This is a genomic window from Kutzneria sp. 744 (assembly GCF_000568255.1).
GTDB lineage: Bacteria > Actinomycetota > Actinomycetes > Mycobacteriales > Pseudonocardiaceae > Kutzneria.
The window spans coordinates 3156314-3180516 of sequence record NZ_KK037166.1 but is presented as its reverse complement, the minus strand read 5'-3'; the positions used below and the strand labels follow the sequence as shown (position 1 = coordinate 3180516).

Annotated in this window: 19 protein-coding genes, 1 tRNA gene and 1 pseudogene; 10 read left to right on the top strand and 11 right to left on the bottom strand. The window is 69.5% G+C overall.

Features of this window, described 5'->3' with window-relative positions; genetic code table 11:
* Positions 1 to 11: 11 nt before the first annotated feature.
* Positions 12 to 2636 (bottom strand): lectin, encoded by a 2625-nt coding sequence (locus KUTG_RS14155; RefSeq protein WP_052394468.1) that lies wholly within the window; start codon positions 2634 to 2636, stop codon positions 12 to 14.
* A 325-nt stretch (positions 2637 to 2961) separates the two neighbouring features.
* Between KUTG_RS14155 and KUTG_RS58425 the strand changes: the two genes are divergently transcribed.
* Positions 2962 to 3132 carry a hypothetical protein gene (locus tag KUTG_RS58425; protein WP_157494531.1) on the top strand — a complete coding sequence of 57 codons (171 nt, stop codon included), beginning with the start codon at positions 2962 to 2964 and terminating at the stop codon, positions 3130 to 3132.
* Here the strand turns inward: KUTG_RS58425 and KUTG_RS14145 are convergent.
* Positions 3125 to 3928: pseudogene (locus KUTG_RS14145) on the bottom strand (CocE/NonD family hydrolase); the annotation flags it as partial. The gene KUTG_RS58425 and the pseudogene KUTG_RS14145 sit on opposite strands and share 8 nt — an antisense overlap.
* Here KUTG_RS14145 and KUTG_RS14140 point away from each other — a divergent pair.
* Positions 3878 to 4936: a glycosyl hydrolase gene (locus tag KUTG_RS14140; protein ID WP_232240795.1), complete on the top strand. Its 1059-nt coding sequence runs from the start codon at positions 3878 to 3880 to the stop codon at positions 4934 to 4936. The pseudogene KUTG_RS14145 and the gene KUTG_RS14140 sit on opposite strands and share 51 nt — an antisense overlap.
* A gap of 711 nt (positions 4937 to 5647) precedes the next feature.
* Here the strand turns inward: KUTG_RS14140 and KUTG_RS14135 are convergent.
* A tRNA-Leu gene (locus tag KUTG_RS14135) sits at positions 5648 to 5723 on the bottom strand.
* A 175-nt stretch (positions 5724 to 5898) separates the two neighbouring features.
* Here KUTG_RS14135 and KUTG_RS14130 point away from each other — a divergent pair.
* Positions 5899 to 6510, top strand: coding sequence for an ANTAR domain-containing response regulator (locus KUTG_RS14130; RefSeq protein WP_043717271.1), 612 nt, complete (start codon positions 5899 to 5901; stop codon positions 6508 to 6510).
* On the opposite strand, the gene KUTG_RS14125 is transcribed toward KUTG_RS14130, so the two are convergent.
* Positions 6503 to 7936 (bottom strand): hypothetical protein, encoded by a 1434-nt coding sequence (locus tag KUTG_RS14125; RefSeq protein ID WP_157494530.1) that lies wholly within the window; start codon positions 7934 to 7936, stop codon positions 6503 to 6505. The two genes, KUTG_RS14130 and KUTG_RS14125, sit on opposite strands and share 8 nt — an antisense overlap.
* Positions 7937 to 8561: 625 nt before the next feature.
* Between KUTG_RS14125 and KUTG_RS14120 the strand changes: the two genes are divergently transcribed.
* The 5 genes from KUTG_RS14120 to KUTG_RS14100 all read left to right on the top strand — a co-directional run bounded on the left by KUTG_RS14120 (position 8562) and on the right by KUTG_RS14100 (position 14063).
* Positions 8562 to 9788, top strand: a complete 1227-nt coding sequence (locus KUTG_RS14120) for a branched-chain amino acid ABC transporter substrate-binding protein (protein ID WP_043717269.1) — start codon at positions 8562 to 8564, stop codon at positions 9786 to 9788.
* A gap of 81 nt (positions 9789 to 9869) precedes the next feature.
* A complete protein-coding gene (locus tag KUTG_RS14115; RefSeq protein ID WP_198047156.1) occupies positions 9870 to 10787 on the top strand; it encodes a branched-chain amino acid ABC transporter permease in 918 nt (305 codons plus the stop codon).
* On the top strand, positions 10784 to 12496 hold the full coding sequence (locus KUTG_RS14110) for a branched-chain amino acid ABC transporter permease (RefSeq protein ID WP_043717266.1): 1713 nt from the start codon (positions 10784 to 10786) through the stop codon (positions 12494 to 12496). Before KUTG_RS14115 ends, KUTG_RS14110 begins: the two co-directional genes overlap by 4 nt.
* Positions 12493 to 13305, top strand: coding sequence for an ABC transporter ATP-binding protein (locus KUTG_RS14105; RefSeq protein WP_043717265.1), 813 nt, complete (start codon positions 12493 to 12495; stop codon positions 13303 to 13305). Before KUTG_RS14110 ends, KUTG_RS14105 begins: the two co-directional genes overlap by 4 nt.
* 53 nt (positions 13306 to 13358) lie before the next feature.
* Entirely contained in the window at positions 13359 to 14063 is a 705-nt protein-coding gene (locus KUTG_RS14100) for an ABC transporter ATP-binding protein (protein WP_043729300.1), read from the top strand.
* A 239-nt stretch (positions 14064 to 14302) separates the two neighbouring features.
* On the opposite strand, the gene KUTG_RS14095 is transcribed toward KUTG_RS14100, so the two are convergent.
* Positions 14303 to 14734 (bottom strand): hotdog fold thioesterase, encoded by a 432-nt coding sequence (locus tag KUTG_RS14095; RefSeq protein ID WP_043729299.1) that lies wholly within the window; start codon positions 14732 to 14734, stop codon positions 14303 to 14305.
* Positions 14735 to 14779: 45 nt separating this feature from the next.
* On the opposite strand from KUTG_RS14095, the gene polA reads away from it, so the two are divergent.
* Complete coding sequence (gene polA / locus KUTG_RS14090; protein ID WP_043717264.1) at positions 14780 to 17482, top strand: DNA polymerase I; 2703 nt, start codon at positions 14780 to 14782, stop codon at positions 17480 to 17482.
* Positions 17483 to 17535: 53 nt separating this feature from the next.
* Here the strand turns inward: polA and KUTG_RS14085 are convergent, their stop codons facing one another.
* Entirely contained in the window at positions 17536 to 18840 is a 1305-nt protein-coding gene (locus KUTG_RS14085) for an aminotransferase-like domain-containing protein (RefSeq protein ID WP_043717263.1), read from the bottom strand.
* 61 nt (positions 18841 to 18901) lie between these two features.
* Here KUTG_RS14085 and KUTG_RS14080 point away from each other — a divergent pair, with 61 nt between their 5' ends.
* Positions 18902 to 19513, top strand: a complete 612-nt coding sequence (locus KUTG_RS14080) for a DJ-1/PfpI family protein (RefSeq protein WP_043717262.1) — start codon at positions 18902 to 18904, stop codon at positions 19511 to 19513.
* A gap of 40 nt (positions 19514 to 19553) precedes the next feature.
* Here the strand turns inward: KUTG_RS14080 and KUTG_RS14075 are convergent, their stop codons facing one another.
* From KUTG_RS14075 to KUTG_RS14055, 5 genes are all read right to left on the bottom strand, one after another.
* The gene (locus tag KUTG_RS14075) at positions 19554 to 20144 is read right to left on the bottom strand and encodes a TetR/AcrR family transcriptional regulator (protein ID WP_043717261.1); all 591 of its coding nucleotides are present in this window, start codon (positions 20142 to 20144) and stop codon (positions 19554 to 19556) included.
* Entirely contained in the window at positions 20141 to 22069 is a 1929-nt protein-coding gene (locus KUTG_RS14070; protein ID WP_043717260.1) for a YhgE/Pip domain-containing protein, read from the bottom strand. Before KUTG_RS14070 ends, KUTG_RS14075 begins: the two co-directional genes overlap by 4 nt.
* Entirely contained in the window at positions 22066 to 22728 is a 663-nt protein-coding gene (locus tag KUTG_RS14065) for an ATP-binding cassette domain-containing protein (protein ID WP_043717259.1), read from the bottom strand. The genes KUTG_RS14070 and KUTG_RS14065 overlap by 4 nt, the downstream gene beginning before the upstream one ends.
* A gap of 94 nt (positions 22729 to 22822) precedes the next feature.
* A complete protein-coding gene (locus tag KUTG_RS14060; RefSeq protein WP_043729297.1) occupies positions 22823 to 23749 on the bottom strand; it encodes a GNAT family N-acetyltransferase in 927 nt (308 codons plus the stop codon).
* The coding region (locus KUTG_RS14055; RefSeq protein WP_043717257.1) for a class I SAM-dependent methyltransferase at positions 23746 to 24203 on the bottom strand (458 nt) is incomplete at its 5' end. The genes KUTG_RS14060 and KUTG_RS14055, both read right to left, overlap by 4 nt.

Genomic DNA, 24203 nt, shown 5'->3' with positions numbered 1-24203 from the left:
GCGGACGGCGGTCAGTGGGGCAGACTCCACAGCTGCCCGGTGGCCCGCTGGCAGTCGTCGATCTCCAACCGGGTCTTCGCGGTCGTGCTGCCACCCGGGTCGGTGAGGCAACGACCCGATTGAGGATTGACCAGCTGTCCGTCCGATGTGGACTTCCATTGCTGCGATCCGCTGCCGTTGCACACGTAGAGCTGTACCTTGGTGCCGTTGGCGGTGCCGCCCTGCGTGACGTCGAGGCACTTGGTGAGGGCCTGCAAGGTGCCGTCGGGCACCACGTTCCAGGTCTGGGCGTTCGTGCCGTTGCACGGGTAGAGCTGGACGGCGGTTCCGTTGGCATTGCTGGCGTTGGCGACGTCGGCGCAGTTGCCGGCGAGCGCCGAGGTGATGGGACCGCTGGGTTCGGTCGGCAGGGGCGTGGCCGCGCCGTCGTAGGAGGGCGGCGCCGAGGACGGGGCCGATGCCCACGAGGTGTTGGCCGAGGTGCCGAGGGTGTAGCCGAGCGTGCCGCCGGTGGTGATCGCCGACGCCGGCAGATACGCGTTGGTCCAGGCGGAACCGTTCAGCGTCAGCGACTGCACGTACGGGGCGTTGTCGGCGGCCTGCGGCGCGTTGATCGTCAACGTGTTGCCGCTGGGCAGGCTGATCGTGGCCGTGGTGAACAGTGGGCTGCCGAGTGCGAGGTCGGCGGTGCCGGGAGTCTCGGGGTACAGCCCCAGCGCCGACCACACGTACCAGGCGCTCATCGCGCCGAGGTCGTCGTTGCCGGCGAGGCCGCCGGGGGAGTTGGTCCAGATCTGGTCCTGGATCTGCCGGACGACCTGTTGGGTGCGGTAGGGCTGCCCGATGTAGTCGTACTCCCAGGGCAGTTCGAAGCTCGGTTCGTTGCCCATGTTGGACTGGAGGCCGGCGAGGCTGAGCAGGCCGGTGTAGCCGGTGAGCACGCCGTCGAGGTACTTGGCCATCGCGGCGTTCCCGCCCTTGGCGGCGGCCAGCCCGGCGATGTTGAACGGCACCATGCCGGTGTAGATCAGCGAGTCGCCTTCGGCGAAGTCGTTGCTGTTGGTGCCCCCGCTGATCGGCGCGGCGAGGAAACCGGTCATCCAGCGGCCGTTGGAGTGCCGCGGCTGGATGTAGCCGCTGCTGGGGTTGAAGATGTTGCGCCAGTTCTGGGCGCGGTCGCGGAACTTGGCGCTGTCGGCGGTGTCGCCGAGCGCGGCGGCGTAGGCGGACAACGCGAAGTCGGCGGTGTCGTACTCCAGTTGGGTGGAGACGCCGGCGTAGTAGTGGCAGCAGCCGTAAGGGCTGTCGGTGGGCAGGTAGCCGAAACTGTCCAGGTATGCGCCGCCGGGCCGGGCGTTGTTGGTGGTCGTCGCCTGGTGCACCATGGCGGCCAGCGCCGCGGACGTGTCGAAGTCACGGGCGCCGAAGGCGTAGTAGTCGGCCAGCACGGCGTCGGCCGGGTCGCCGACCATGATGTAGGTCTCGGCGTTGTTCATGGCCCACTTGGGCAGCGTGCCGCCCTGGCGGTAGTCGTCGACCATGGACTGCGCCATGTCGCTGGCGGTGTCCGGTGCGATCAGCGCCGACAGTTGGGCCTGGGTGCGGTAGATGTCCCAGCCGGAGTAGTTGGCGTAGTGGGCGTGGCCGGCCGGGGTGGTGTGCACGGCGTTGTCGAAGCCGAGGTACTGGCCGTTGGTGTCGCTGAACACGTTGGGGTGCAACAGTGAGTGGTACAGGGCGGTGTAGAAGATGTGCTGCTGGTCGGCGGTGCCGCCGGCGACCCTGATTCGGCTCAGTCGTGCGTTCCACGCCTGGTACGCCGATGTTCGCGTGCCGTCGAAGTCCCATCCCGGTATCTCGGCGTCCACATTGGACTTCGCGTTGGCGACGGAGACGTAGGAGATGCCGACGCGGGCCTGGACGACCTGACTGCCGGTGGTGTCGAAGGTGACGTACTCGCCGCCGCCGTAGTTGCCGGTCGCGGTGAACGGATGGTCGAAGGTGGCGCTGAAGTACAGGGTGAACGGGTTGGACGCCTCGCAGAAGCCGACGCCGGTCACCGAGCCGGTGATCGTGTTGTTTCCGACCACGGTGACGGTGCTGGCGGCGACCGGGCTCGGGTTGTCGGCGACCTTGATGATCATGTTTGCCGGGGTGCCGGTCGGATAGGTGAAGCGGCCGATGCCGGACCGGGGGGCGGTGGTCAGCTCCGCCCGGATGCCGGAGCCGAGGCCGACGGAGTAGTAGCCGGGGGCGGAGCTCTCCTTGGCGTGGCTGAAGGAGGCGGTGGCCGAGCCGGGGCTGCTGATGGCCCCTGTTGTCGGCAGGAACGGCACGTCGTCGGCAGCGTCGCAGCCCGGACCGGAGATGTGGGTGAGGCTGAAGCCGCGGGTGGTCGTGTCGTTGTACTCGTAGCCGCCGCCCTTGGGGCGTGACGAGGTGTCCGGGCTCCACTGCATCATGCCGAACGGCGTGTCCGCGCCGGGGAAGTCGTGGCCGTCGCCGGTGGTGCCGACGAGGGTGTTGACCAGCGCCGCGGGATCGGCGACCGGCGTGTCCGCGTGGGCCACCGGCACGACGAAGGCGGTGGTCAGCAGCACTGACGCGAGGAGGCAGATCCGGCGGCCCGTGGTCATGTGCGGCAGTTCAGCATCGAACGTCCGTCGAATACGACCGGCAAACAGATGAATTTGTTTCATGTTAGCCGGGCCGTTATGGACGGCGGGTGCGGCTTCGACACATTCGATTCCCTGTGCAGAGCCATCAGACAGTGGCGATGTCTGACGTCGCCAGAGACGCCCCGCCAGGAGGACGTGATCCGCCGCGTGCTCACCAAGCAAGCCGACAAGTCCGCCCAGCGGACGGCACAGGCGTAGCCGGATCGCTTCGGCAGGTAGGAGAAAAGCGCCGAGCAGGTGGCGGGGGAGGAATCAGGGCCAGCGGGCTTCGGAGCGGCCGTCGTTGGCGAACTTAAGAGGGCGCTCGTCCGGCGCGACCGTCGAGATCGTGTTCAACCACGCCGACGACTTCGTCGAGTTCGAGCTCAAGGGCGACGCGGCCGACGTCGGGGAGGCCACCGAACGGCTGGCGAAGGCTTGCCGCCGACCGAGCCCGCCGCGCCGTCTCAACTGACCTGTAGGACGGGCAGGACGATCGAGGAGGGGTGCTGCGGGGCGTGGAACACCTGCTGGTCGGCTGCGCGGAGGGCGTGCGCGGTCGCGCGTGGTTCCCCTGTCCCGGGATTGCGGTTGTACCGGGGGAAGGCGCCGCTGGAGACCTGGACCCGGATCCGGTGACCGCGCTTGAACCGGTGCGCGGTGGGCCACAGTTCGACGGTTGCGCAGTGAGTTCGATCGGCGTCGGCGAGTGCGGTGAGCCCGTCGCAGACGTTGAAGGATCTTCCGTGTTCGTCCACATCGCACAACCGGACGAAGACGTCCGCCGACCGCTGGCTGGACCGGAACCAGATCTCGGCGCTGATCTCGCCGATCACCTCGACGTCCTGTTCGAGGGCGGCGGTTGTGTAGGTCAGCACGTCCGGTCGCGCCTCCAGCGCCGTGTTGTCGGCGCGGCCTGCCCGCTGCGTTACCGTGATCCGTGCGCCGCCCACCGCGGGGGTGGGGTCGGCCGGGTCGTATCGGTAGCAGTCGGGAGTGGACTCATCGGGCGGCTCGACCGAGAGCAGGCCGTCGGCGTGGAGGTGGAACCGCTGCGGCGCGTAGCCGGGGGGCGGCCAGGAGTCGAAGTCCCGCCAGGTGTTCTCGCCCATGACGTACAGCCGCACCGCCGTACGCTCCGGTGGGCGCTCGTCCCGGGCGTGGGCGAGCCCGAACTCGAGGGCTTCGCGCACCATCAGTCCGCCCAGTGCGAGGGAGAAGTGCGGCCATGGTCCGACGGTGATCCGGGCGGGGCGCCCCGCGTCCTGCAGTCCGGGCTGTGCCTGGATGTGTCCGGTGCCGCGACGGCGAACGGCGCGCCCGTGGTGCTGTGGAACTGCAACGGGCAGGGCAACCAGAAGTGGGCGTTCAACGGCGGCGGTGGCGGTGGCGGCGATTGCACCGTCGCGACGGCGGATCCGAACGCGACGGCACAGGCCCGCCACCTGCTGTGCTACCTCTACAGCCAGTACGGCAACCACATCGTCTCGGGCCAGCAGGAGACCAACGGCAGCGAGAACGAGTTCAACTTCATCTACAACAACACCGGCAAGGTCCCAGCGATCCGCGGGCTGGACATGTGCGACCGCCCCGGCGCCATCGACCGCGCCGCCGCGTGGTGGAACGCCGGGGGCATCCCGATGATCGGGTGGCACGTCGGCGCACCGGGCACGAGCTACTGCAACTACGGCGGCACCGCCTCGATCAACAACACCCTCACCCCTGGCACCCGTGAGTACGCCTCCTACACCGCCGAACTGGACGCCGCGGCGAGCCAGCTGCTGCGCCTGCAGTCCCAGAACGTGGCCGTCCTGTGGCGGCCGTACCACGAGGCCGGCGGCACCTGGTTCTGGTGGAGCAAAGAGGGCGGCGCGCAGTACCAGCGGCTGTGGAAGTTCCAGTTCAACTACTTCGTCGACGTCAAGGGCATTCACAACCTGGTGTGGCTGTGGCCGGCCGACGGCGAGCCGAATTCCTCGTTCTACCCCGGCAAGTCCTACGTCGACGTGGGCGGCGCGGACACCTACGTCAACGACCACGGGCCGCTGACGTCGCTGTTCAACTCCACCCGCGGCGTCGTCGGCTCCACGATCCCGATCACGCTGCACGAGAACGGCGCCATCCCCGACCCGTCCCAGCTCCAGTCCACCTGCGCCCGCTGGGTCATGTTCAGCACGTGGAACAGCAACTGGATCACCGGCCAGGATCCCGGCTTCCTCAGGACCACCTTCAACAGCGCCTACGTCGTCACCCGCGACGAAGTGCCCAGCCTCAGGTAACTCCCTCGCCGACCACCGCCGCCGAACCGCCACCGCCCACGCGACGCGAGCGACACTCCGCCCTGCCATGGAGGAAAGACGAGGTCCCTCTTGACGAAGGAGAACGGCCCGCAGGCCCGGTTACCGCAAGTGTCCAACTGCGACAGTCGGAATGATGCGCGGTCAGGCCGGCTGACATCGATACCTCCCGCTGTCGGTTGTCACGGTGCCGCGCGGTGTCCGAGTACCGTGTGCATGGCGGAGCGGATGGTGTCCTTGGGATCGGTGGGAGGCCGCACGACCGCCATGCGACCTGCCGTGTGCCAGCCGGAACCGTCCGGCCCGCCAGCAGGGTCCACTGCGCACCGACGATGTCGAGTGTGGACAATCGGTGGCCACCGATTGGTGAGCCATCGGTGCGGCAGGCAGCAGCCAGGTGCCGCTTGGCTGTCGAGGACGCCGATCTCTTTGGCGGCATCGGCGAGTACGGCCCGGCCGACGCGGGACCGTCCGCGCGTACGGCCGCGGCGAGCTACTCCGACCCGCACTCATCCAATGCTGCAGGTCCACGTCGACTACGAAACGGACAACGCAATGATTGAACTCACGCTCCCGGGGGATGGGATAGACACCCTTGGGGCAGTCGCGGAGCAAGCCCCCACTTGGGGCGCCGCGGCGCCGGGAAGATGATGGACCTGCGAACCTACAGGTCAACGTTGGTGTGATTGCTGCTGGTGCCCCCGGTGCGATTCGAACGCACACTGGACGGGTTTTGAATCCGTTGCCTCTGCCGTTGGGCTACGGGGGCGTGTTCAGGGGGATGACTCTACGCGACGGGGGTGGCGGGGGTGCGCAGGGGGCCCGGGTGCGGGGGTGTAGGGCTGATCACGCGGTGGAGGCGGGTGGAGGGGGCGCACACTGAGTAAACTGCGGCTTCGGTCCACTCGTCAGGGTGGATTCCACGATCGCACAGGAGGACCGCGGTGACCCAGCCGGCTGCCGAGGCCCAGACGCAGGCTGCTGCCCCGCAGCGTCGGGTGCTCGTCGCGGAGGACGAGGCGCTGATCCGGCTCGATCTGGTGGAGATGCTCCGCGAGGAGGGCTACCAGGTGGTGGGGGAGGCGGGTGACGGCGAGGAGGCGGTGAAGCTTGCCGGCGATCTGCGCCCTGACCTGGTGATTCTTGACGTGAAGATGCCGAAGATGGATGGCATCGAGGCGGCGTCGGTGATTGCCAAGGAGCGGATCGCGCCGGTGGTGATCCTGACGGCGTTCAGCCAGCGGGATCTGGTGGAGCGGGCGAGGGACGCGGGCGCGATGGCCTATCTGGTGAAGCCGTTCGCGAAGCGGGATCTGGTGCCGGCGGTGGAGCTGGCGATGAGCCGCTTCTCGGAGCTGCAGGCGCTGGAGAACGAGGTCGCGAGCCTGACGGACCGCCTGGAGACCCGCAAGGTGATCGAGCGCGCGAAGGGCCTGCTGATGAGCGCGCAGGGCCTGACGGAGCCGGAGGCCTTCCGCTGGATTCAGCGCACGGCGATGGACCGCCGCACGACGATGAAGGCGGTGGCGGAGGCCGTGGTCGACAGCATCAAGTGACGGTGACGTCCTTGAGCACCGAGGTGGGGAGCTTGCCGGCGTCGGCGGGGTACTGCCGAACGTCGAAGGTGTGCTGTCCCCGGGCGACGCTGCCGGCGCTGAAGATGACGGTGTAGCGGCCGCCGAGACCGGGCCCGCCGGTGTCGGTGGGCTGCCCGCAGACGAGCTTGCCGTCCTGCCACACCTCGAAGCCGGCGATGCCGGCGACCTCCTTGGTGTAGCGGCCGTCCAGGGTGATGTTGAGGACGACCCGGCCGCCGTCCTCGCTCGATGTGACGACGACGCGCGGCAGTTGGACGTCGGCGGGGGCGGGCTGTAGCGGGGCGAGGGCGGCGGGCGGCACGGGCCCGCTGTGGTGGAGCTCCAGGTAGCTCTCGACGATGGTGGCCTCGCCCCGGGCGGACCGAAGCACGTACGGACTGAGCTGGTCGGGGCCGCCGAGACCGAGCAGCGGCGGGGGCAGGTCGGCGTAGACGGTGGTGACGGAGTCGGCGGGCACGGGCCCGGGAACGGCCTGCGCCAGGGGATAGGTGGTGTCGCCGAGCTGCACGGCCAGGCCGCCGACGTCCAGCCCGTCGCCGGCCCGAACGGTGGCGACGTAGCGAGCGGAAACGGTGCCCACCAAGGGTTTGCGGGAGATGCCGATGCCCGGGGCGCCCTCGCCGGGAGCCAGCGCACGGAGAGTGGCGGGCACGAGGGAAACCTCGCTCACCGAATCGACGGGGGTCGGGGAGCCGGAAAAGCCGGCGCCGCCGACGAACACCCGGGATTTGAGGCCGGCGGGGCCTTGGAATCCGAACAGGACAGTGGTGGACCGCGCGGGTAGGGCGATGCCGCCGAATCCGATCTCGCGTCCGTCCTGTAAGACCGTAATACCGTCGGACCGGAGCGCGATCTCGAATCGGTGCGGCACGCCGACGCCGCGGGGCGGGACGGGATCCGAGCGGGATTGGCCGACTCGCGGAACGTCGTCGGCGGCCAGCACCCGGGCGCCCTGATCGTCCACGACGATCTGCACGGTCCCGGGCGGAAGTGAGGGACCCACGCGGTCGACGGGGCCGGGACTGAGGTCGACGGTGAGTTGGCCGCCGGGGCCGGCCGCGTCGGTCACGACGGCTATTCGGCCCAATTCGCCATTCGACGCAAGCTCGATGCGCGAACGGGCACGCAACACCGCCTGATCGGTGCCGCATTCGAGCCCGATCACGAGCCCGCCACCGCCGCTGCCTGCGTCGACGCAGCCCTGGTAGCCGGACAGGTGCCAGCGACTGGTCAACGTGCTGACGTCGGAGAAGTCGTCGAACAGCCCGGTCAGCGGCTTTTTCCACGAGTTGTCGGGAGCAGCGGCGGGCGTCCCGGTGGCCGTCGCCGGGTTGGACCGCTTGCCGTAAGCGTCGACGGCACGCACTTCGATCGAGTAGGACACGCCTGTCCGAAGTCCGTCCAGTCTCACTTCGGGCTGTATGGTCAGCAATGTGTGGTCCAGTACGCCCCCATGGCGCCAGGTCACCTCGTACCCCGATGCTCCGGCATCGGTCCAGTCGGCGCGCAGCGCACCGACTTCCGAAGTCAACCGCAGGTCGGCCGGTGTCGCCGGTCCGCCGATTGGTTGTGGCACGAGAACGTTACGGTTGGTGAATCGGTCCACCCGCCTGATCTCCGAATTCGGGGCGGGTGGTGTGTTTTGGGTCTGCTGAACCTCGCGGAGCGCGACACCCGCGCTGACCAGCAGAAGGATGGCTCCCAGCGGTACCAGCAGGCGTTTCGGCGGGACCATTCGGGCATGGTAGGCGGGCCGATCGGCACGGAGATAGCTCCGTTGCCGAGTTGAAATCGGTATTTCCGCTAGAAGAGCTAACGTAAACAGTTGTGGCGTTGTGCGTCGGTATGGCAACGGAGGGTTCTCGCAACGTTGCGGTCTGGTCACGGAAACGTCCGCCGCGATGACTGTGGAGCGCTTCATCGCCTAACTTCCGCGCAACCCCCAAATCAGACGGGGTCGGACGGTTCGTGCTATCACACGACCGCGCAGCTCGGAGAAGGGACGTCACGTGCGTAACCGGACGGTGAAGGCCGCGGTGGTGGTCATGGCCGGCGCTTTGGCGCTGGCAGCCTGCGGCACGAACAAGACCGAGAGCGGCGGAGGCGGCTCCGCCAGCTGCGACACGAGCAAGGGCACGCTGACGGTCGGTGTGATCGCCCCGCTCACCGGCAACCTTGCCGCGCTGGGTCTGGGCATCCAGCACTCGGCCGAGCTGGCGGTGGCCGAGGCCAACGAGAAGTGCACGGTCAAGGGCTACAAGCTGAACCTGGACGCCGAAGACGACCAGGCGACCCCGCAGACCGGCGCCCAGGCGGCCACCAAGCTGTCCTCGGACTCCACCGTGGTCGGCGTGGTCGGCACGCTGAACTCCTCGGTCGCGCAGACGGTGCAGCCGATCCTGTCGGGCAAGAAGGTCCCGCAGATCTCGCCGGCCAACACCAACCCGTCGCTGACCAAGGGCGCGGACCTGAACAACCCGAAGCGCCAGTTCCCGAGCTACTTCCGGGTCTGCACCACGGACAACTACCAGGGCCCCGACGCGGCCGACTACCTGGTGAAGAAGGCCGGCAAGAAGAAGATCGCGATCATCCAGGACGGCAAGACCTACGGCGCCGGCCTCGCCGCCGCGTTCACCGACCGGGCCACCAAGGACGGCGCGGAGATCGTGGACAAGGAGCAGGTCGGCGAGAAGGACACCGACTTCTCCGGCGTGCTGACCAAGGTCAAGGCGGCCAGCCCCGACGCCATCTACTACGGCGGCGAGTACCCGGTGGCCGGCCCGCTGTCCAAGCAGGCCGCAGGCCTGGGTCTGAACGTCCCGCTGATGGGCGGCGACGGCATCTACGACCCGAAGTTCATCGACCTCGGCGGCAAGGAGGGCGACCTCGCCACCTCGGTCGGCGCGCCCACCGACCAGCTGGACAGCGCCAAGGACTTCGTGAAGGCCTACTCGGCCAAGGGGTACAAGGACCCGTACGCGGCGTACGGCGCCTTCTCCTACGACGCGGCCAACGCGATCATCGCCAGCCTGGCCAAGACCCTCGGTGACAGCGGCACCTGGAGCGACAGCGAGCGCGACAAGCTGATCACCAACATCGGCTCGTACAGCGCTTCCGGCGCCACCGGCCAGGTCGCGTTCGACCAGTACGGCGACAGCACGAACAAGGTTCTGACGGTCTACCAGGTGTCCGGCAAGGACTGGAAGGCCGTGCAGACGGGTCCCTTCGAGGGCTGACCGCTCTACTGACATGAGTTCAGGATCGGCGGGGGTGGGTGCCTCACAAGGGCCTCGCCCCCGCCGTCTATGGAGGTAGCAGTGGGAACCCTGTTGCAACAGATAGCCAACGGGCTCATCTTCGGCGGTCTGATCGCCATGGTGGCCCTTGGCTACACGATGGTCTACGGGATCATCCAGCTCATCAACTTCGCGCACGGCGAGATCTTCATGACCGGCGCCTTCGGCGGCCTTGCCGTCTACTCCTGGGTTCTGCCCCCGGCCGCGCAGCAGATCTGGTACGTCGCGCTGCCGGCGATGCTCGTCGGCGGCGCGATCGTGTCGGTGGTGGTGGCGCTGCTGATGGAGCGCTTCGCCTACCGGCCGCTGCGCAACGCGCCCCGGCTGGCGCCGTTGATCACGGCGCTGGGCGTGTCGGTGTTCCTGCAGGAGCTGGTCCGGATCTTCTTCCCGGGCGCCAGCTCGGCGGTGCCGTTCCCGAACGCCTTCATCACTGCCCCGCTGCACATCGGGTCGATCACCATCCCGGCCAGCGGCCTGCTGATGCTGATCGTGTCGGTGGTGCTGTCGATCGTGCTCGAGACCTACGTCAACGGCTCCCGCATGGGACGCGCGATGCGCGCCACCGCGCAGGACCCGGACACCGCCCGGCTGATGGGCATCAACCCGGACCGGGTCATCGTGCTGACCTTCGCGATCGGCGCGGTGCTGGCCGGCGTGGGCGGCGTGCTGTACGGCACCTACATCCACAACGTGGATCCGTACATCGGCTTCCAGAACGGCCTGTTCGCCTTCGCGGCGGCCGTGCTCGGCGGTATCGGCAGCATCCGCGGCGCGGTGATCGGCGCCTTCGTCATCGGCCTGATCAAGAACCTGGCCGACATCTACCTGCCCGGTGGCACCGCGTACGACTACGTGTGGATCTTCATCCTGCTCATCGCGGTGCTCGTGTTCCGGCCGCAGGGTCTGTTCGGCGAGGCGGAAAGGGTGCGGGCATGAAAGCGATGGCTCGACCGCTCATCATCGTCGGCTCGATCGTGGTCATCATCGGCGCGCTGTTGCCGTGGGCCACCTTCGTGCTCAACGACGGCCCGTACCCGGACAAGGCGACGCTGGAGTTCTTCGACGCCCCGTTCGGCCTGAGCTCCTTCCGGCTGTACCTGGAGATCCTGGGCCTGGCCGGCCTGGTGTTCTGCTTCGTGCCGCTGCGCGACAAGATCCGCGTGCTCAAGGCCGTCGGCTGGGGCGCGCTCGGCGTCGCCCTGATCAACACGCTGTTCATCATCGGCGACGGCGGCGGTTTCGGCGCGGTCACGGTGGCCGACGGCGTGACCGCGTTCGGCGGCATCGCCGCCGTCATCGGCGCGGCGGTGCTGCTGTACGGCGCTTTCCAGCTGCCGGCGGAGCCGAAGGTGGTGATCAACCCCAAGCTGCCGTTCTGGGCGGAGTGGCTGATCCTGCTGGTGGCCTTCGTGGCGCTGCTGCTGCTGATCACCGAGACGCTCACCGCGGGCGGCCACAGCGGCGTGTCCGATCCCTACATCGGCCCGCTGTTCCTGTCCTACCTGAGCGCGGCCGGGGCTCTGCTCGGCGTGCTGTGGGCGGTCGGTGTGACCAAGTGGATCTCGGACATGTCCGAGCGCCACCGGATCTTCAGCATCGTCGTGCTGGTGGCGTGCGCCGTGGCGGTGCCGTTCACCTCGCTGGGCAACGACTACTGGATGACGATCACCGCGAACATCGGTGTGTACGCGGCGACCGCCATCGGCCTGAACATCGTGGTCGGCCTGGCCGGCCTGCTCGACCTCGGGTACGTGGCGTTCATGGGCATCGGCGCCTTCGTGGCGGCGAACCTGTCCGGCGCCGTCGCCGCCGAGTTCGGCATCCGGCTGCCGTTCCTGCTCGCGGCGATCGTCGCCGGCATCGTGGCCGGCCTCTTCGGCGCGATCGTCGGCTCCCCGACGCTGCGTGTGCGCGGTGACTACCTGGCCATCGTCACGCTGGCCTTCGGTGAGATCTTCGTCCGCGTCTCGCAGAACAACATCGGCGGGCTGACCGGCGGCTCCAACGCCATTCCCAACATCCCGGACCTGAGCCTGTTCGGGACCGGCTTCAACGACTCGCTGACGATCGGCGGCGTCCAGCTGCCGTCGGGTGTCCTGTACTACTTCCTGATCGTGGTGCTGGTCGCGCTGGTGATGTTCGTCTTCGGCAACCTGAAGAACAGTCGCATCGGCCGGGCCTGGATCGCCATCCGCGAGGACGAGGACGTCGCCCGGGCGATGGGCGTGAAGACCGGGAAGCTGAAGATCCTGGCCTTCATGACCGGCGCCACGCTGGCCGGCCTGGCCGGCGCGGTGTTCGCGCACAAGCTGGCCACCGCCTCGTACGACAGCTTCCAGTTCAACCAGTCGGTGACGCTGCTGGCGGCGGTCATCCTCGGTGGCATGGGCACGATCCCCGGCGCGGTGCTCGGAGCCGCGCTGCTGTTCGTGCTGCCCGAGGAGCTGCGGCAGTTCTCCGACTACCGGCTGCTGTTCTTCGGCCTGGCGCTGGTCGTGATCATGCGGTTCCGGCCGCAGGGTCTGATCGCCGACCGCCACCGCCGGGCGGAGCTGGCCGATCAGGACGTGACCGGCGAGTCACTGGACGACACGGTCATCAAGGAGCCGGTCGCCGTCGCGGGAGCCAAGGAGGCCGGCGCATGAGCACTCCTGTGTTGCAGGCGCGGGACGTGTCGATGGTCTTCGGCGGCCTCACGGCGTTGAAGAACGTGTCCCTGAACCTGGACGAAGGCAAGATCGTCGGCCTGATCGGGCCCAACGGCGCCGGCAAGACGACGTTCTTCAACTGCCTGACCGGCCTGTACACGCCGACCACGGGCCAGGTGCTGCTCAAGGGGGCCGTGCTGCCCGGCGACCCGGCCGAGGTCACCGCGGCCGGCGTGGCCCGAACGTTCCAGAACATCCGGCTGTTCCCCAGCATGACCGTGCTGGAGAACGTGTTGCTGGGCCGGCACGTGCGGATGAGGCAGGGTCCGCTGGCGTCGCTGTTCCACGGCCCGTCGTTCCGTCGTGGCGAGGCCGCCGCCCGGGACCGGGCCCGCGAGCTGCTGGCGTTCGTCGGGCTGGGCAAGGTCGAGGACGAGCTGTCCCGCAACCTGCCCTACGGCGACCAGCGGCGGCTGGAGATCGCCCGCGCGCTGGCCACCGACCCGGCGGTGCTGCTGCTGGACGAGCCGACCGCCGGCATGAACCCGCAGGAGACCGAGGCCGCCCGCCAGCTGATCTTCCGGATCCGCGACCTGGGCATCTCGGTGGTCGTCATCGAGCACGACACGAAGTTCATCTTCACGCTGTGCGACCAGGTCTCCGTGCTGGTGCAGGGCGAGCTGCTGGTCGAGGGCACCCCGGACGTGGTGCGCGGCGACCCCCGGGTCGTCGAGGCGTACCTGGGCAAGCCGCCGGAGGAAGTCGAGGCCGAACTCCAGGCCGTGCAGGAGGGAGAGACGCCGTGAGCGAGCTTGCGAGCGCGGCGCCGGGAGCGACCGCCACCACCCCCACCCGTCCGCTGCTGGAGGTCCGCGGCCTGTCCGTGGCGTACGGGGCGATCGAGGCCATCCGGGACATCACGTTCTCGGTGCAGGCCGGTCAGATCGTCAGCCTCATCGGGGCCAACGGCGCGGGCAAGACCACCACGCTGCGCACGATTTCCGGGCTGTTGCGGCCCAAGCGCGGGGAGATCCTGTTCGAGGGCCGTCCGATCCACACCCAGCCGGCGCACGCCATTCTGGGCATGGGCGTGGCCCACTGCCCGGAGGGGCGGCGGTTGTTCCCGCGGATGACCGTGGAGGAGAACCTTCAGCTGGGCGCGTACACCCGGTCCGACGACGGCGTCGCCGAGGACATGGAGCGGGTGTACGAGCTGTTCCCGGTGCTCGGTGAGCGCCGGGGCAACAAGGCCGGCCTGTTCTCCGGCGGCGAGCAGCAGATGCTGGCCATCGGCCGGGCGATGATGTCCCGGCCGCGGCTGCTGATGCTGGACGAGCCGTCGATGGGCCTGTCGCCGATCATGACGCAGCGCATCTTCGACACCATCCGCAACCTGCGCGACCTGGGCACCACGGTGCTGCTGGTCGAGCAGAACGCGCTGGCCGCGCTGGCCCAGTCCGACTACGCCTTCGTGGTCGACCTCGGCCGCACCACGCTGGAGGGCACCGGCCACGAGCTCCTGGCCGACCAGCGCGTCCGCGACGCCTACCTCGGCGAGAGCTGACGTCGTCAGCGTGATGCAGGGAAGGACGCCTTACCCGCGTTGAGTTCACAACGGAGTTGGAGTAACAATTGGATAGCCTTCCATTCTAGAGTCGATCAGATGCCCTGCTCTCGGTGGTGTGTGCATCAATGCCGGTTAGGTACTAATGAGACGGTAGCCGCATCGCAACCATTATCTCGGTCCGTCGTTATTCCACTGTCCTTGAGGACACACTTTCCCTGCATAAAGGGGTAGCTCGATCAGGTGGTTTTGGCGCCGGTGGTGTCGCGGATGGCGCAGGTGAGGCGGGCGGTGCAGACGCGCTTGCCGGCCTCGTCGGTGATGGTGATGTCGAACGAGGACATCGTGCGGCCGACGTGCAGCGGCGTGGCGACGCCGGTCACCAGGCCGGCGACGGCGCCCCGGTGATGGGTACACGACAGCTCGACCCCCATGGCGATGCGGCCGTGGTCGGCGGCGTGCATGGCCGCGGCGACGGAGCCCAGGGTCTCGGCCAGGACGGCGCTGGCGCCGCCGTGCAGCAGCCCGTACGGCTGGCGGTTGCCGGCCACCGGCATGGTGCCGACCAGGCGATCGCGATCCCATTCGGTGATCTCGATGCCCATCTTGGCCGGCAGCTGCTCGGGCAGGGCCGCGAGCTCCTCCGAGCGCGTCTGCGCGGTGTCGGTCACCGGCACCTCCAACTCTTGTCAGGCCCTCACCCTAGACTCGCCCCCGTGAACCAGGCCGCAACCCGCACCGACAACCGTCTCCTGCTGCTCGACGGCCACTCGCTGGCCTATCGGGCGTTCTTCGCGCTGCCCGCGGAGAACTTCAAGACGACGACCGGGCAGACCACCAACGCGGTCTACGGCTTCACCTCGATGCTGATCAACCTGCTGCGCGACGAGAAGCCCACGCACCTGGCGGTGGCCTTCGACGTCTCGCGCAAGACGTTCCGCTCCGAGCGGTACACCGAGTACAAGGCCAACCGCTCGGCCACGCCGGACGAGTTCCGCGGCCAGGTCAGCATCGTGCAGGACGTGCTCGGCGCGCTGGGCATCCCGGTCCTGGAGAAGGAGAACTTCGAGGCCGACGACATCATCGCCACGCTGACCACGCAGGCCGCGGCGCTGGGCTTCGAGGTGCTGATCTGCACCGGCGACCGCGACGCGCTGCAGCTGGTCACCGAGCAGGTCACGGTGCTCTACCCGCGCAAGGGCGTCTCGGACCTGACGCGGTTCACGCCCGACGCCGTGCAGGAGAAGTACAACCTGACCCCGGTCCAGTACCCGGACTTCGCGGCTCTGCGCGGCGACCCCTCGGACAACCTGCCCGGCATTCCCGGCGTCGGCGAGAAGACCGCGGCCAAGTGGATCCGCGAGTTCGGCTCGCTGGGCGACCTGATCGACCGGGTCGACGAGATCAAGGGCAAGACCGGCGACGCGCTGCGGGCCAACCTGTCCAACGTCATGCGCAACCGGGACCTGACCGAGCTGGTCAAGGACGTCGAGATCCCGGTCGGCCCGGAGGACCTGGCGGTGCGGCCGTGGGACCGCGACCAGGTGCACCGCCTGTTCGACGACCTCGAGTTCCGGGTGCTGCGTGACCGCCTGTTCGCCACGCTGAGCAGCGCCGAGCCGGAGGCCGACGAGGGCTTCGAGGTGTCCGGCGGCGCGATCCCGTCCGGCGAGCTGGCGGCGTGGCTGGACGAGCACGCCCGCACCGGCGAGCGCGTGGGCATGGCCTTCAAGGGCACCTGGGGCAGCGGCACCGGCGACATCGAGGGCATCGCCCTGGCCACCACGTCGGGCGAGGGCGGCTACTTCGACGCCACCGCGCTGACCGAGTCGGACGAGAAGGCCTTCGCGGCGTGGCTGGCCGACGGGAAGGTGGCCAAGGCCGGGCACGACTTCAAGGGCCCCGAGCACGCGCTGAGGGCCCGCGGCTGGGCCCCGAAGGGCTGGACCAGCGACACCGCGCTGGCGGCGTACCTGGTGCGGCCGGGGCAGCGCTCGTTCGAGCTGGACGACCTGGTGCTGCGTTACCTGAAGCGGGAGCTGCGGGCCGAGGAAGGCGCCGACGACGGCCAGCTGTCGCTGCTGGCCGACGAGGCCGCCGACGCGGAGGCCGCCGCCAAGACCCAGATCGTCAAGGCGAAGGCCGTGGCCGAGCTGGCCGACGCCCTGGACACGGCGCTGGAGTCGATCGGCAGCCGTCGGCTGCTCGACGAGCTGGAGCTGCCGCTGCTGGGCGTGCTGGGCGAGCTGGAGCAGGCCGGCATCTGCGTCGACGTCGAGCACCTCACCGAGCTGGAGGCGCACTTCGCCGCCCGGGTGAAGCAGGCGGCGCAGGACGCGTACTCGGTGATCGGCAAGGAGATCAACCTCGGCTCGCCCAAGCAGTTGCAGGTCGTGCTGTTCGAGGACCTCGACATGCCGAAGACCAAGCGCACCAAGACCGGCTACACGACCGACGCCGAGGCGCTGCAGACGCTGTTCGAGACCACCGAGCACCCGTTCCTGGCCCACCTGCTGGAGCACCGGGACGCGACCCGGCTCAAGACCACTGTGGATGGTCTGCTCAAGTCGGTGGCCGACGACGGCCGCATCCACACCACGTTCAACCAGATGATCGCCGCCACCGGCCGGCTGTCCTCGACCGACCCCAACCTGCAGAACATCCCGGTCCGCACCGAGGAGGGCCGCCGCATCCGGCACTCGTTCGTGGTCGGCTCCGGCTACGCCGAGCTGATGACCGCGGACTACAGCCAGATCGAGATGCGGATCATGGCGCACCTGTCGCAGGACGCCGGCCTGATCGAAGCCTTCAACACCGGCGAGGACCTGCACACCTACGTGGCCGCGCAGGCCTTCTCGCTGCCGATCGACGAGGTCACCGGCGAGCTGCGGCGCCGCGTCAAGGCCATGACCTACGGCCTGGCCTACGGCTTGTCGGCGTACGGCCTGGCCTCGCAGCTGCGGATCTCCAACGACGAGGCCCGCGAGCAGATGGACGCCTACTTCGCCCGCTTCGGCGGCGTGCGCGACTACCTGCAGGCCGTGGTGGTCAAGGCCCGGGCCGACGGCTACACCGAGACCATTTTCGGCCGTCGGCGCTACCTGCCCGACCTCAACAGCGACAACCGCCAGCGTCGCGACGCGGCCGAGCGCATGGCCCTCAACGCCCCGATCCAGGGCAGCGCCGCCGACATCATCAAGGTGGCCATGCTGGGTGTGCACAAGGCGTTGCGGGAGGCCGATCTGCGCAGCCGGGTCCTGCTCCAGGTGCACGACGAACTCGTGCTGGAACTGGCCGAGGGCGAGCACGAGCAGGTCGAGGCCCTGGTCCGCGAGAACATGGGCACCGCCTACCAGCTCGCCGTCCCCCTGGAAGTCTCCGTAGGCTACGGCCGTAGCTGGGACGAAGCCGCCCACTGAACCCCCGCGAGTCACGCTCTCCGGCACACCGAAACACGGTTTCGAGCAGAAGGTCAGCGGTGGGCGTCCGCGTCCACCACTGACCGGACCGTGGTCAGTGTGTGCCGCAGCTCGGCCACTGGAATCGACCCCAGCGCCAGGCGAAGTGCTTGCGGTACAACGGGAGTGGTGGCGAACTGGTCGGCAGTGGCGACGGAGATCCGCCGCCGGGTCAGCGCAGCCGCGACCCGGTCGGCCCGAGCCGGCTCGGCCAGCGGCAGCCACAGGAAGTACGACGCCGGGTGGCCGACGACGGGCAGCCCGGCGAAGACGTCACGCGCGATCGCTTGGCGCATATGGGCATCGGTGCGCTTGTGGGCCTCAAGCCGGTCGACGGTGCCATCCGCCAGCCAGCGGCGGACCAGCGCGACGGTGAGGGCCGGCGTGTTCCAGGTGGTGGCGCGGATGACCTGTTCGATCGGCGAAACCTGTTCTGCCACCACAAAACCGACCCGCAGGCCGGTGGCCACGCTCTTGGACAGGCTGGAGACGTAGACCGTGCGTTCCGAGGCGAGGGCGGCCAGCGGCGGGGGAGCGTCCTCGACGAGATAGGCGTAGGCGGCGTCCTCGATGATCAGGAGGTCGTGCCGGCGTGCGGTCGCCACCAACTTCTTGCGGGCCTTGAGCGACAGCACCGTGCCCAGGGGATTGTGCAGCGTCGGCATCGTGTACACGGCCTTGATCGGCCGCCGGCGGCATAGCTCGTCGAGGTCGTTCGTGGCCACCAACTCCAGGCCCAGCGTGTGGGCCAGCACCTTGAAACCCGTGTACGTCAACGGATCCACCGCCACGACGTCCCCACGTCGCAAGGAAGCCATGGCCGTCACGGCAAGGCCGTGCTGCGCGCCGCTGACGATCAACACGTTCCCGGCGTCGACCTGCAACCCGCGTTTCGAGACGTGCCGGGCGACCGCGGCCCGATCCTCCAGCCGGCCGGCGTGGGGTTGGTAGTGCAGCAACGATTCCAGCTCGCCGCCGGCCGCGAGATCCCGCAGCGCCTGCCGCAGCAGATCGGCCTGGCCGGGCAGCGCGGGGTAGTTGAACTGGAGGTCGACCGCGTCGGAGGCGACGAGCTGCGGGTCGATGCCTTGCCCGGCAAGCAAAGCCGTGTCGCGGACGAACGTGCCCCGGCCCTGCTCGCCCGTCACCAGGCCCATGGCCTCCAGCTCCGCGTACACGCGCGTGGCCGTGACCAGCGCGATTCCCTCACGGGCGGCCAGTTCCCGATGCGTCGGCAGCCGCGTCCCCACCGGCCACCGCCCCGCCCGCAGCTCCGCCGCCAGCCGGTCCACCACGGGCTTGTACCTCGGCGCACGCACCGGCCGATTGTATCCATGACAATTCTTCGACTGTCATGAAGACCGGCCCTAACCTGCGGTGATGCACATCGCGATCCTGACCTTCGACGGCTACAACGAGCTCGACTCGTTCATTGCGCTCGGCATTCTCAACCGGGTGCCCCGGCCCGACTGGCGGATCTCCATCGCCGGCCCGACGCCGACCGTCCGCTCCATGAACGGCGTCCTCGTCGAGTCCATGGCCACGCTCCAGGAAGCCTGCGCCGCCGACGCGGTGATCGTCGGTAGCGGCGCCAAGACCCGGGAGGTGGTGGAGGATCCCGCGATCATGTCCGTGCTGCGGGGCTTGGATCCTTCACGGCAGCTGCTGGCCGCCCAGTGCTCCGGCACGCTCGTGCTGGCCAAACTCGGCCTGCTCGACGGCGTGCCGGCCTGCACCGACAACACCACCAAGCCCTGGGTGGTCGCCGCCGGCGTCGACGTGCTCAACCGGCCCTTCTTCGCCAACGGCAACGTCGCCACCGCCGGCGGCTGCCTCGCCTCGCACTACCTGGCCACCTGGCTCATCACCCGCCTCGAAGGCGCCGAAGCCGCCGCCGAGGCCCTGCGCTACGTCGCCCCCGTAGGCGAACAGGACGAGTACATCAACCGCGCCCTCCGACACACCGCGAGTCCTGCTCTCCAGCGGTCATGAACTCGACACATGGCTGCCCGAGAGCGGGACTCGCGGGGGTTCAGCGTTGGGAGACGCCGCGGACGAGCATGATGACGGACTCGCGGACCTCGTGCTGCGTGCGCTGGGGCTGGAAGACCTGCCAGTCGAGCGCGACGACGAGGAGGGTGCCGAAGAGGGCGGCGGAGGCGGTGCCGACGGGAACGTCCGGCGGTAAAGCGCCGACGTCGGCCCGCCGCTGCACGACCTGCCGCACGATGGCCACGATGTCGTCACGCAGCAGGCTCAACGTTCCATGCCACTGCCCGGGCGTCCGCCACATCTCGCTGACCAGCAGCTGCGCGAAGGCCGGGTACTCGGCGAAGAACCCCAGGGCCCCATCGACGAGGGTCTCCAGCGCCTCGCCGGTGTCGTCGACGTCCTCGGCCGACCGCAGACGCGCGGCCAGCAGTTCGACGCCGTGCCGGAGCAGGGCGTCGACCAGGGCGTCCTTGCTGCCGAAGTTGTAGTAGACGGTGCCCTTGGCCACGCCCGCCTCGGCGGCGATCTCGTCGACGGTGACGCCGGCCGCGCCCCGCTCGCCGACCAGGCGCAGCGCGGCGTCGAACAGCTTCTGCTTCGTCGCCGAGGTGCGGGCTGGCCGCGGTTTCACAGCACGAGTTCCGGCTTGAGGCGAGAGGGCGTCCACACCCTCTGCTTGTACGCGGCCAACACCGACAGCGCCAGCCCCACCACGAGATAGCCGCCGATCACCGCGAGGTCGGTGCCGAGGCTGGACAGCGCGCCGCCGTAGAGCAGGTGCCGCAGCCCGTCCACCACATAGCCCAGCGGCAGCGCGATGTGCAGCGGCTGCAGCGGCGCCGGAATCGTCTGCCACGGGAACGTGCCGCCGGCGGTGGTCAGCTGCAACACCAGCAGCACCAGGCCGAGGAACTTGCCGACCGCCCCGAACAGGGCGTTCAGACCGTGCAGCATGGCCGTGAACGCGAACCCGGTGAGCACGAGGAAACCCAAGGTGCCCAAGGGATCCGACGGATGCACGCCGACCAGCGTGGTCACGACGGCGAACAGCAGCACCACCTGGAGGAAGCTGAGCAACGCGGCCGGCAGCCAGCCGCCGAGCGCGACGATGCCGGGGCGCTGGCGCGCGGCCAGGGCCCGCCGGGACAGCGGCCGCAGCAGCAGGAACAGCACGAACGCGCCGATCCACGTGGCGAGGCCGAGGAAGAACGGGGCGAGGCCGGCGCCGTACGTGTCGGCGGTGGCCTGGCCGACGGTCTGCACGGTGACCGGGTCGCCGATGGTGTTGGCCGTGGCCGACGGGTCGTTGGGGTCCGGGATCTTGCCGGCGCCCGCGTTCAGGCCGTCCCGCAGCTGCGCGCTGCCTTCGGCCAGCTGCTTGGTGCCGGACGCCAACTGGGCCGCGCCGCTGGACAGCTTGTCCGCACCGTCGGTGGCCGTCTTCAGGCCGTCACGGAGCTGTGCCGCGCCGCCGTCGGCCTGCGCGATGCCGGACACCAGTTGGGGGGACGCCGCCGCGAGCTGCGAAGCGCCGTCGGCCACCTGCCGCGAGCCGGACGAGAGCTGCTGGAGCTTGCCGTTCACGGTCTGGATCTGGCCGTTGGCGTCGTTCAACGGCTTGCGGGCGTTGTCCAGCACCGCCAGCACCTGGCTCACCTGGTCGGCGCTCAACCCGGCGGCCTGGAGCCGGCCCTGGATGTCCGACCGCACCCCGTCGAGGTTGTTGTTGACGGTCTGCGCGGCCGAGGCGATGGCCGAGCCGCCGGCCGCCACCTGGGCGTTGCCGTCGGCGACCTGCTTGGCCCCGTCGGCCAGCTGCTGGGTCTTGCTCGGCAGGCTGGCGGTGTTGCTCTTGAGCAGGTCGAGGCCGTTCACCAGCTGGTTGGAGCCGTCGAGCAGCTTGTGCTCGCCGGCGGCCAGGTCCACGCTGCCGGAGGCCAGCTGCTGGGCGCCGTCGTTGGCCTTGGCCGCGCCGTCGGCCAGCTTGGACGCCCCGTCGGCCGCTTGCAGCGTGCTGCTGCGGATCGTCGCGTAGCCGGTGAGCAGCTGGTCCGCCGCGGTCGTTCCGACCTTCTTGGCCACCGCCGCGCGCACGGCGTCCACGACCTTGTCCGCGATCGTGCGGGCCAGATAGTTGTTGGAGTCGTTGGTGGTCAGCTGGATGACGCCCTGCCGCGGCTTGTTGTCCACGGGCGAGGTGAGCGCCTTGGAGAAGTCGGCCGGCAGCGTCAGCGCGAACGTGTACTTGTTGTCCCGCACGCCGTCCTGGGCCTCGGAGTCGCTGACCCGGTGCCACTCGAACTTCGGGTTGGTCAGCAGCTCGTCCGCGACCTCGTTGCCGGCGTTGAGCGCCTTGCCCTGCACCTGCGCGCCCTGGTCGTCCACGACCAGCGCGACCGGCAGCGACTTGAGGTTGTTGTACGGGTCCCAGTTCGCGTACAGGTACATCGCGCCGTACAGCAGCGGCACGATGACCAGCGCGAGAACAGCGATCTTGGGCAGCTTGCCCGCCGTGATGCGGCGCAACTCGGTGGCCGCCAACCGGATGGGGCTCACTGACCCTCCTCCTGAACCTGCATGAATGCCAACGTCTCGGGCTGCTCGCGGTCGCCGATGCGGGCCGCGGTCACGTCCAGCAGCCGCGCGGAGGTCTCGCTGCACAGCACCACCACGGCCAGGCCGTTCTCGGCCGCCTTGGTGGCGGTGGTCCACCAGGTGTGGGGGCCGGCGCCGTGCCGGTCGGGCAGCACGAGCACGAGCGCCTCGGTGCCGGGACGCTGCGTGGCGACCTCGACCAGCAGGCGGGTGCGGACCTCGGCCGGCACCGACTCGAAGCGGACGTTGGCGTGCTCACGGGCGTCGTGCGCGAGCAGCCAGTCGGCGACCGCCTTGCGGTTCGCCGGCTGGCTCGCGAAGGCGAGCTCCTCGCCGATCACGGCGCCCAGCGTCAGCGCCTCCTCGGGGGAGGACACGTCCGGCGCGTCCACGATCGCCACCAGGCGGCGCAGCGCGGCGTCATCGGGCTTGCCGTCCACCAGCACCTGACCGACACTCGGCTTCATCCGGCCGCCCAGCGCGAGGGCGAAGGCGGTGTGGCCGGTGCCGGGCTCGCCGGCGACGAGGGCGAGTTCGCCCGTCCGCACGCGCAGCGAGGTCGGGTGCAGCAGCGGGCCGTGCGCCCCGTCGATGCCGACGCTCTGGACGTGGATCTCCACCGAGCCTCCTTGAACTGACTGGTCAGTTCAAATAGTGCGGCAACCCGGTGCCGGATCGCAAGCCAGGGTGACGTGATCTCGACCCTAGGGGCGACTACCGCAGCGCGCCCGCCGGGCGCACCTCCCACTGGGTCCACAGTGGCCGGTAGCCCTGACGGGGCCAGAACACCGACGACAGCGGGTTCGGCGGGTTGTAGTGCAGGAAGTAGCCGACGGTCCGGTGGCCGGCGAAGTGATTGTGCACGACCGCCATGAGCTGCTGGCCGATTCCGGCGCCCCTTGCCCCTGGGAGCACCGAAAGACAGTTCACATAACCCCACAGGCCGGTCGGCAGCTGTCGAGCGCTCCTCGTGCCGGGCGTGTTGGCGATGATTGCCGTCTCGGCCAGGCCGACGACGACGCCGTCCCGCTCGGCCACCCACACGTCGTCGGTCATGCCCAGCCGGCCGGCCATGGCCGCCCGGCGCGTCCGCTCCGACTCGGCCCGCAGGATCGCCGCCCCGACCTTCGCCGAGTACCGGACCTCGGCCATGGCCAGTTCCACCACGGCCTCCTCGTCCGAGGCCAGGGCCGGCCGGACGGTCACGGTCAGCGAGGGCGCCCGGACCGTGGTCGGCGCTCGCACGCCGGTGATCGTGAGCGGGTGGAGGCCGTGGTCCAGGAACACCCGGGTGCAGTCGACGTCCCGGCTGGGCCAGACCACCGTCACCGCCGTGTCCGGGCCGCGGTCGCCGACCCGGTCCAGCCACTGCCGGAAGGCCCGCAGCACCGCGTCCATGCCGGCCGCGCCGGTGTGGCCGACCAGCGGCTGCAGCTCGTACGTGTCGGCCGCCGACCACAGCCAGGACGGCATGCCCGGCGTGGTCGTCCGGTGCGTGACGACCGCCGCCACCCTCGTGCCGTCCGGCAGTGCGGCGTTGATCACCTCGCCCGGATCGGGCGACGGCGCGGGCGGCAGCACCCGGTCCAGCCGCGCGAACCGGTCCTCCTGCGCGGCCAGCAGGGTGGCCGTCACGGTCACGCCGGCCGTCGGCAGCGGAAGATCGCCGTGCCCGGGAACAGCCGGCCGCGCAGCGGGCTCCACTGGCCCCACTCGCGGTCGTGCCCGGCCGGCCACTCCGGCTCCACCAGGTCCTCCAGCACCAGGCCCGCCCCGGCCAGCTGGCGCACGTAGTCGCCGAGCGTGCGGTGGTGCTCCACGTACGTGGCGTTGCCGTCCCCGTCGACCTCCAGGTACGGGGTGCGGTCGAAGTAGGACTGGACGACGGTCAGGCCCATCGGGCCCGGGTCGTCCGGAAAGATCCAGCGCATCGGGTGCGTCACCGAGAACACCCACGGCCCGCCCGGCCGCAGCACCCGGGCCACCTCCCGGAACACCGCGCCGGCGTCGGCCACGAAGGGCACTCCGCCGAACGCCGAGCAGGCGGCGTCGAAGCTCTCGTCGGCGAAGGGCAGCTGGTCGGCGCTGGCCCGGA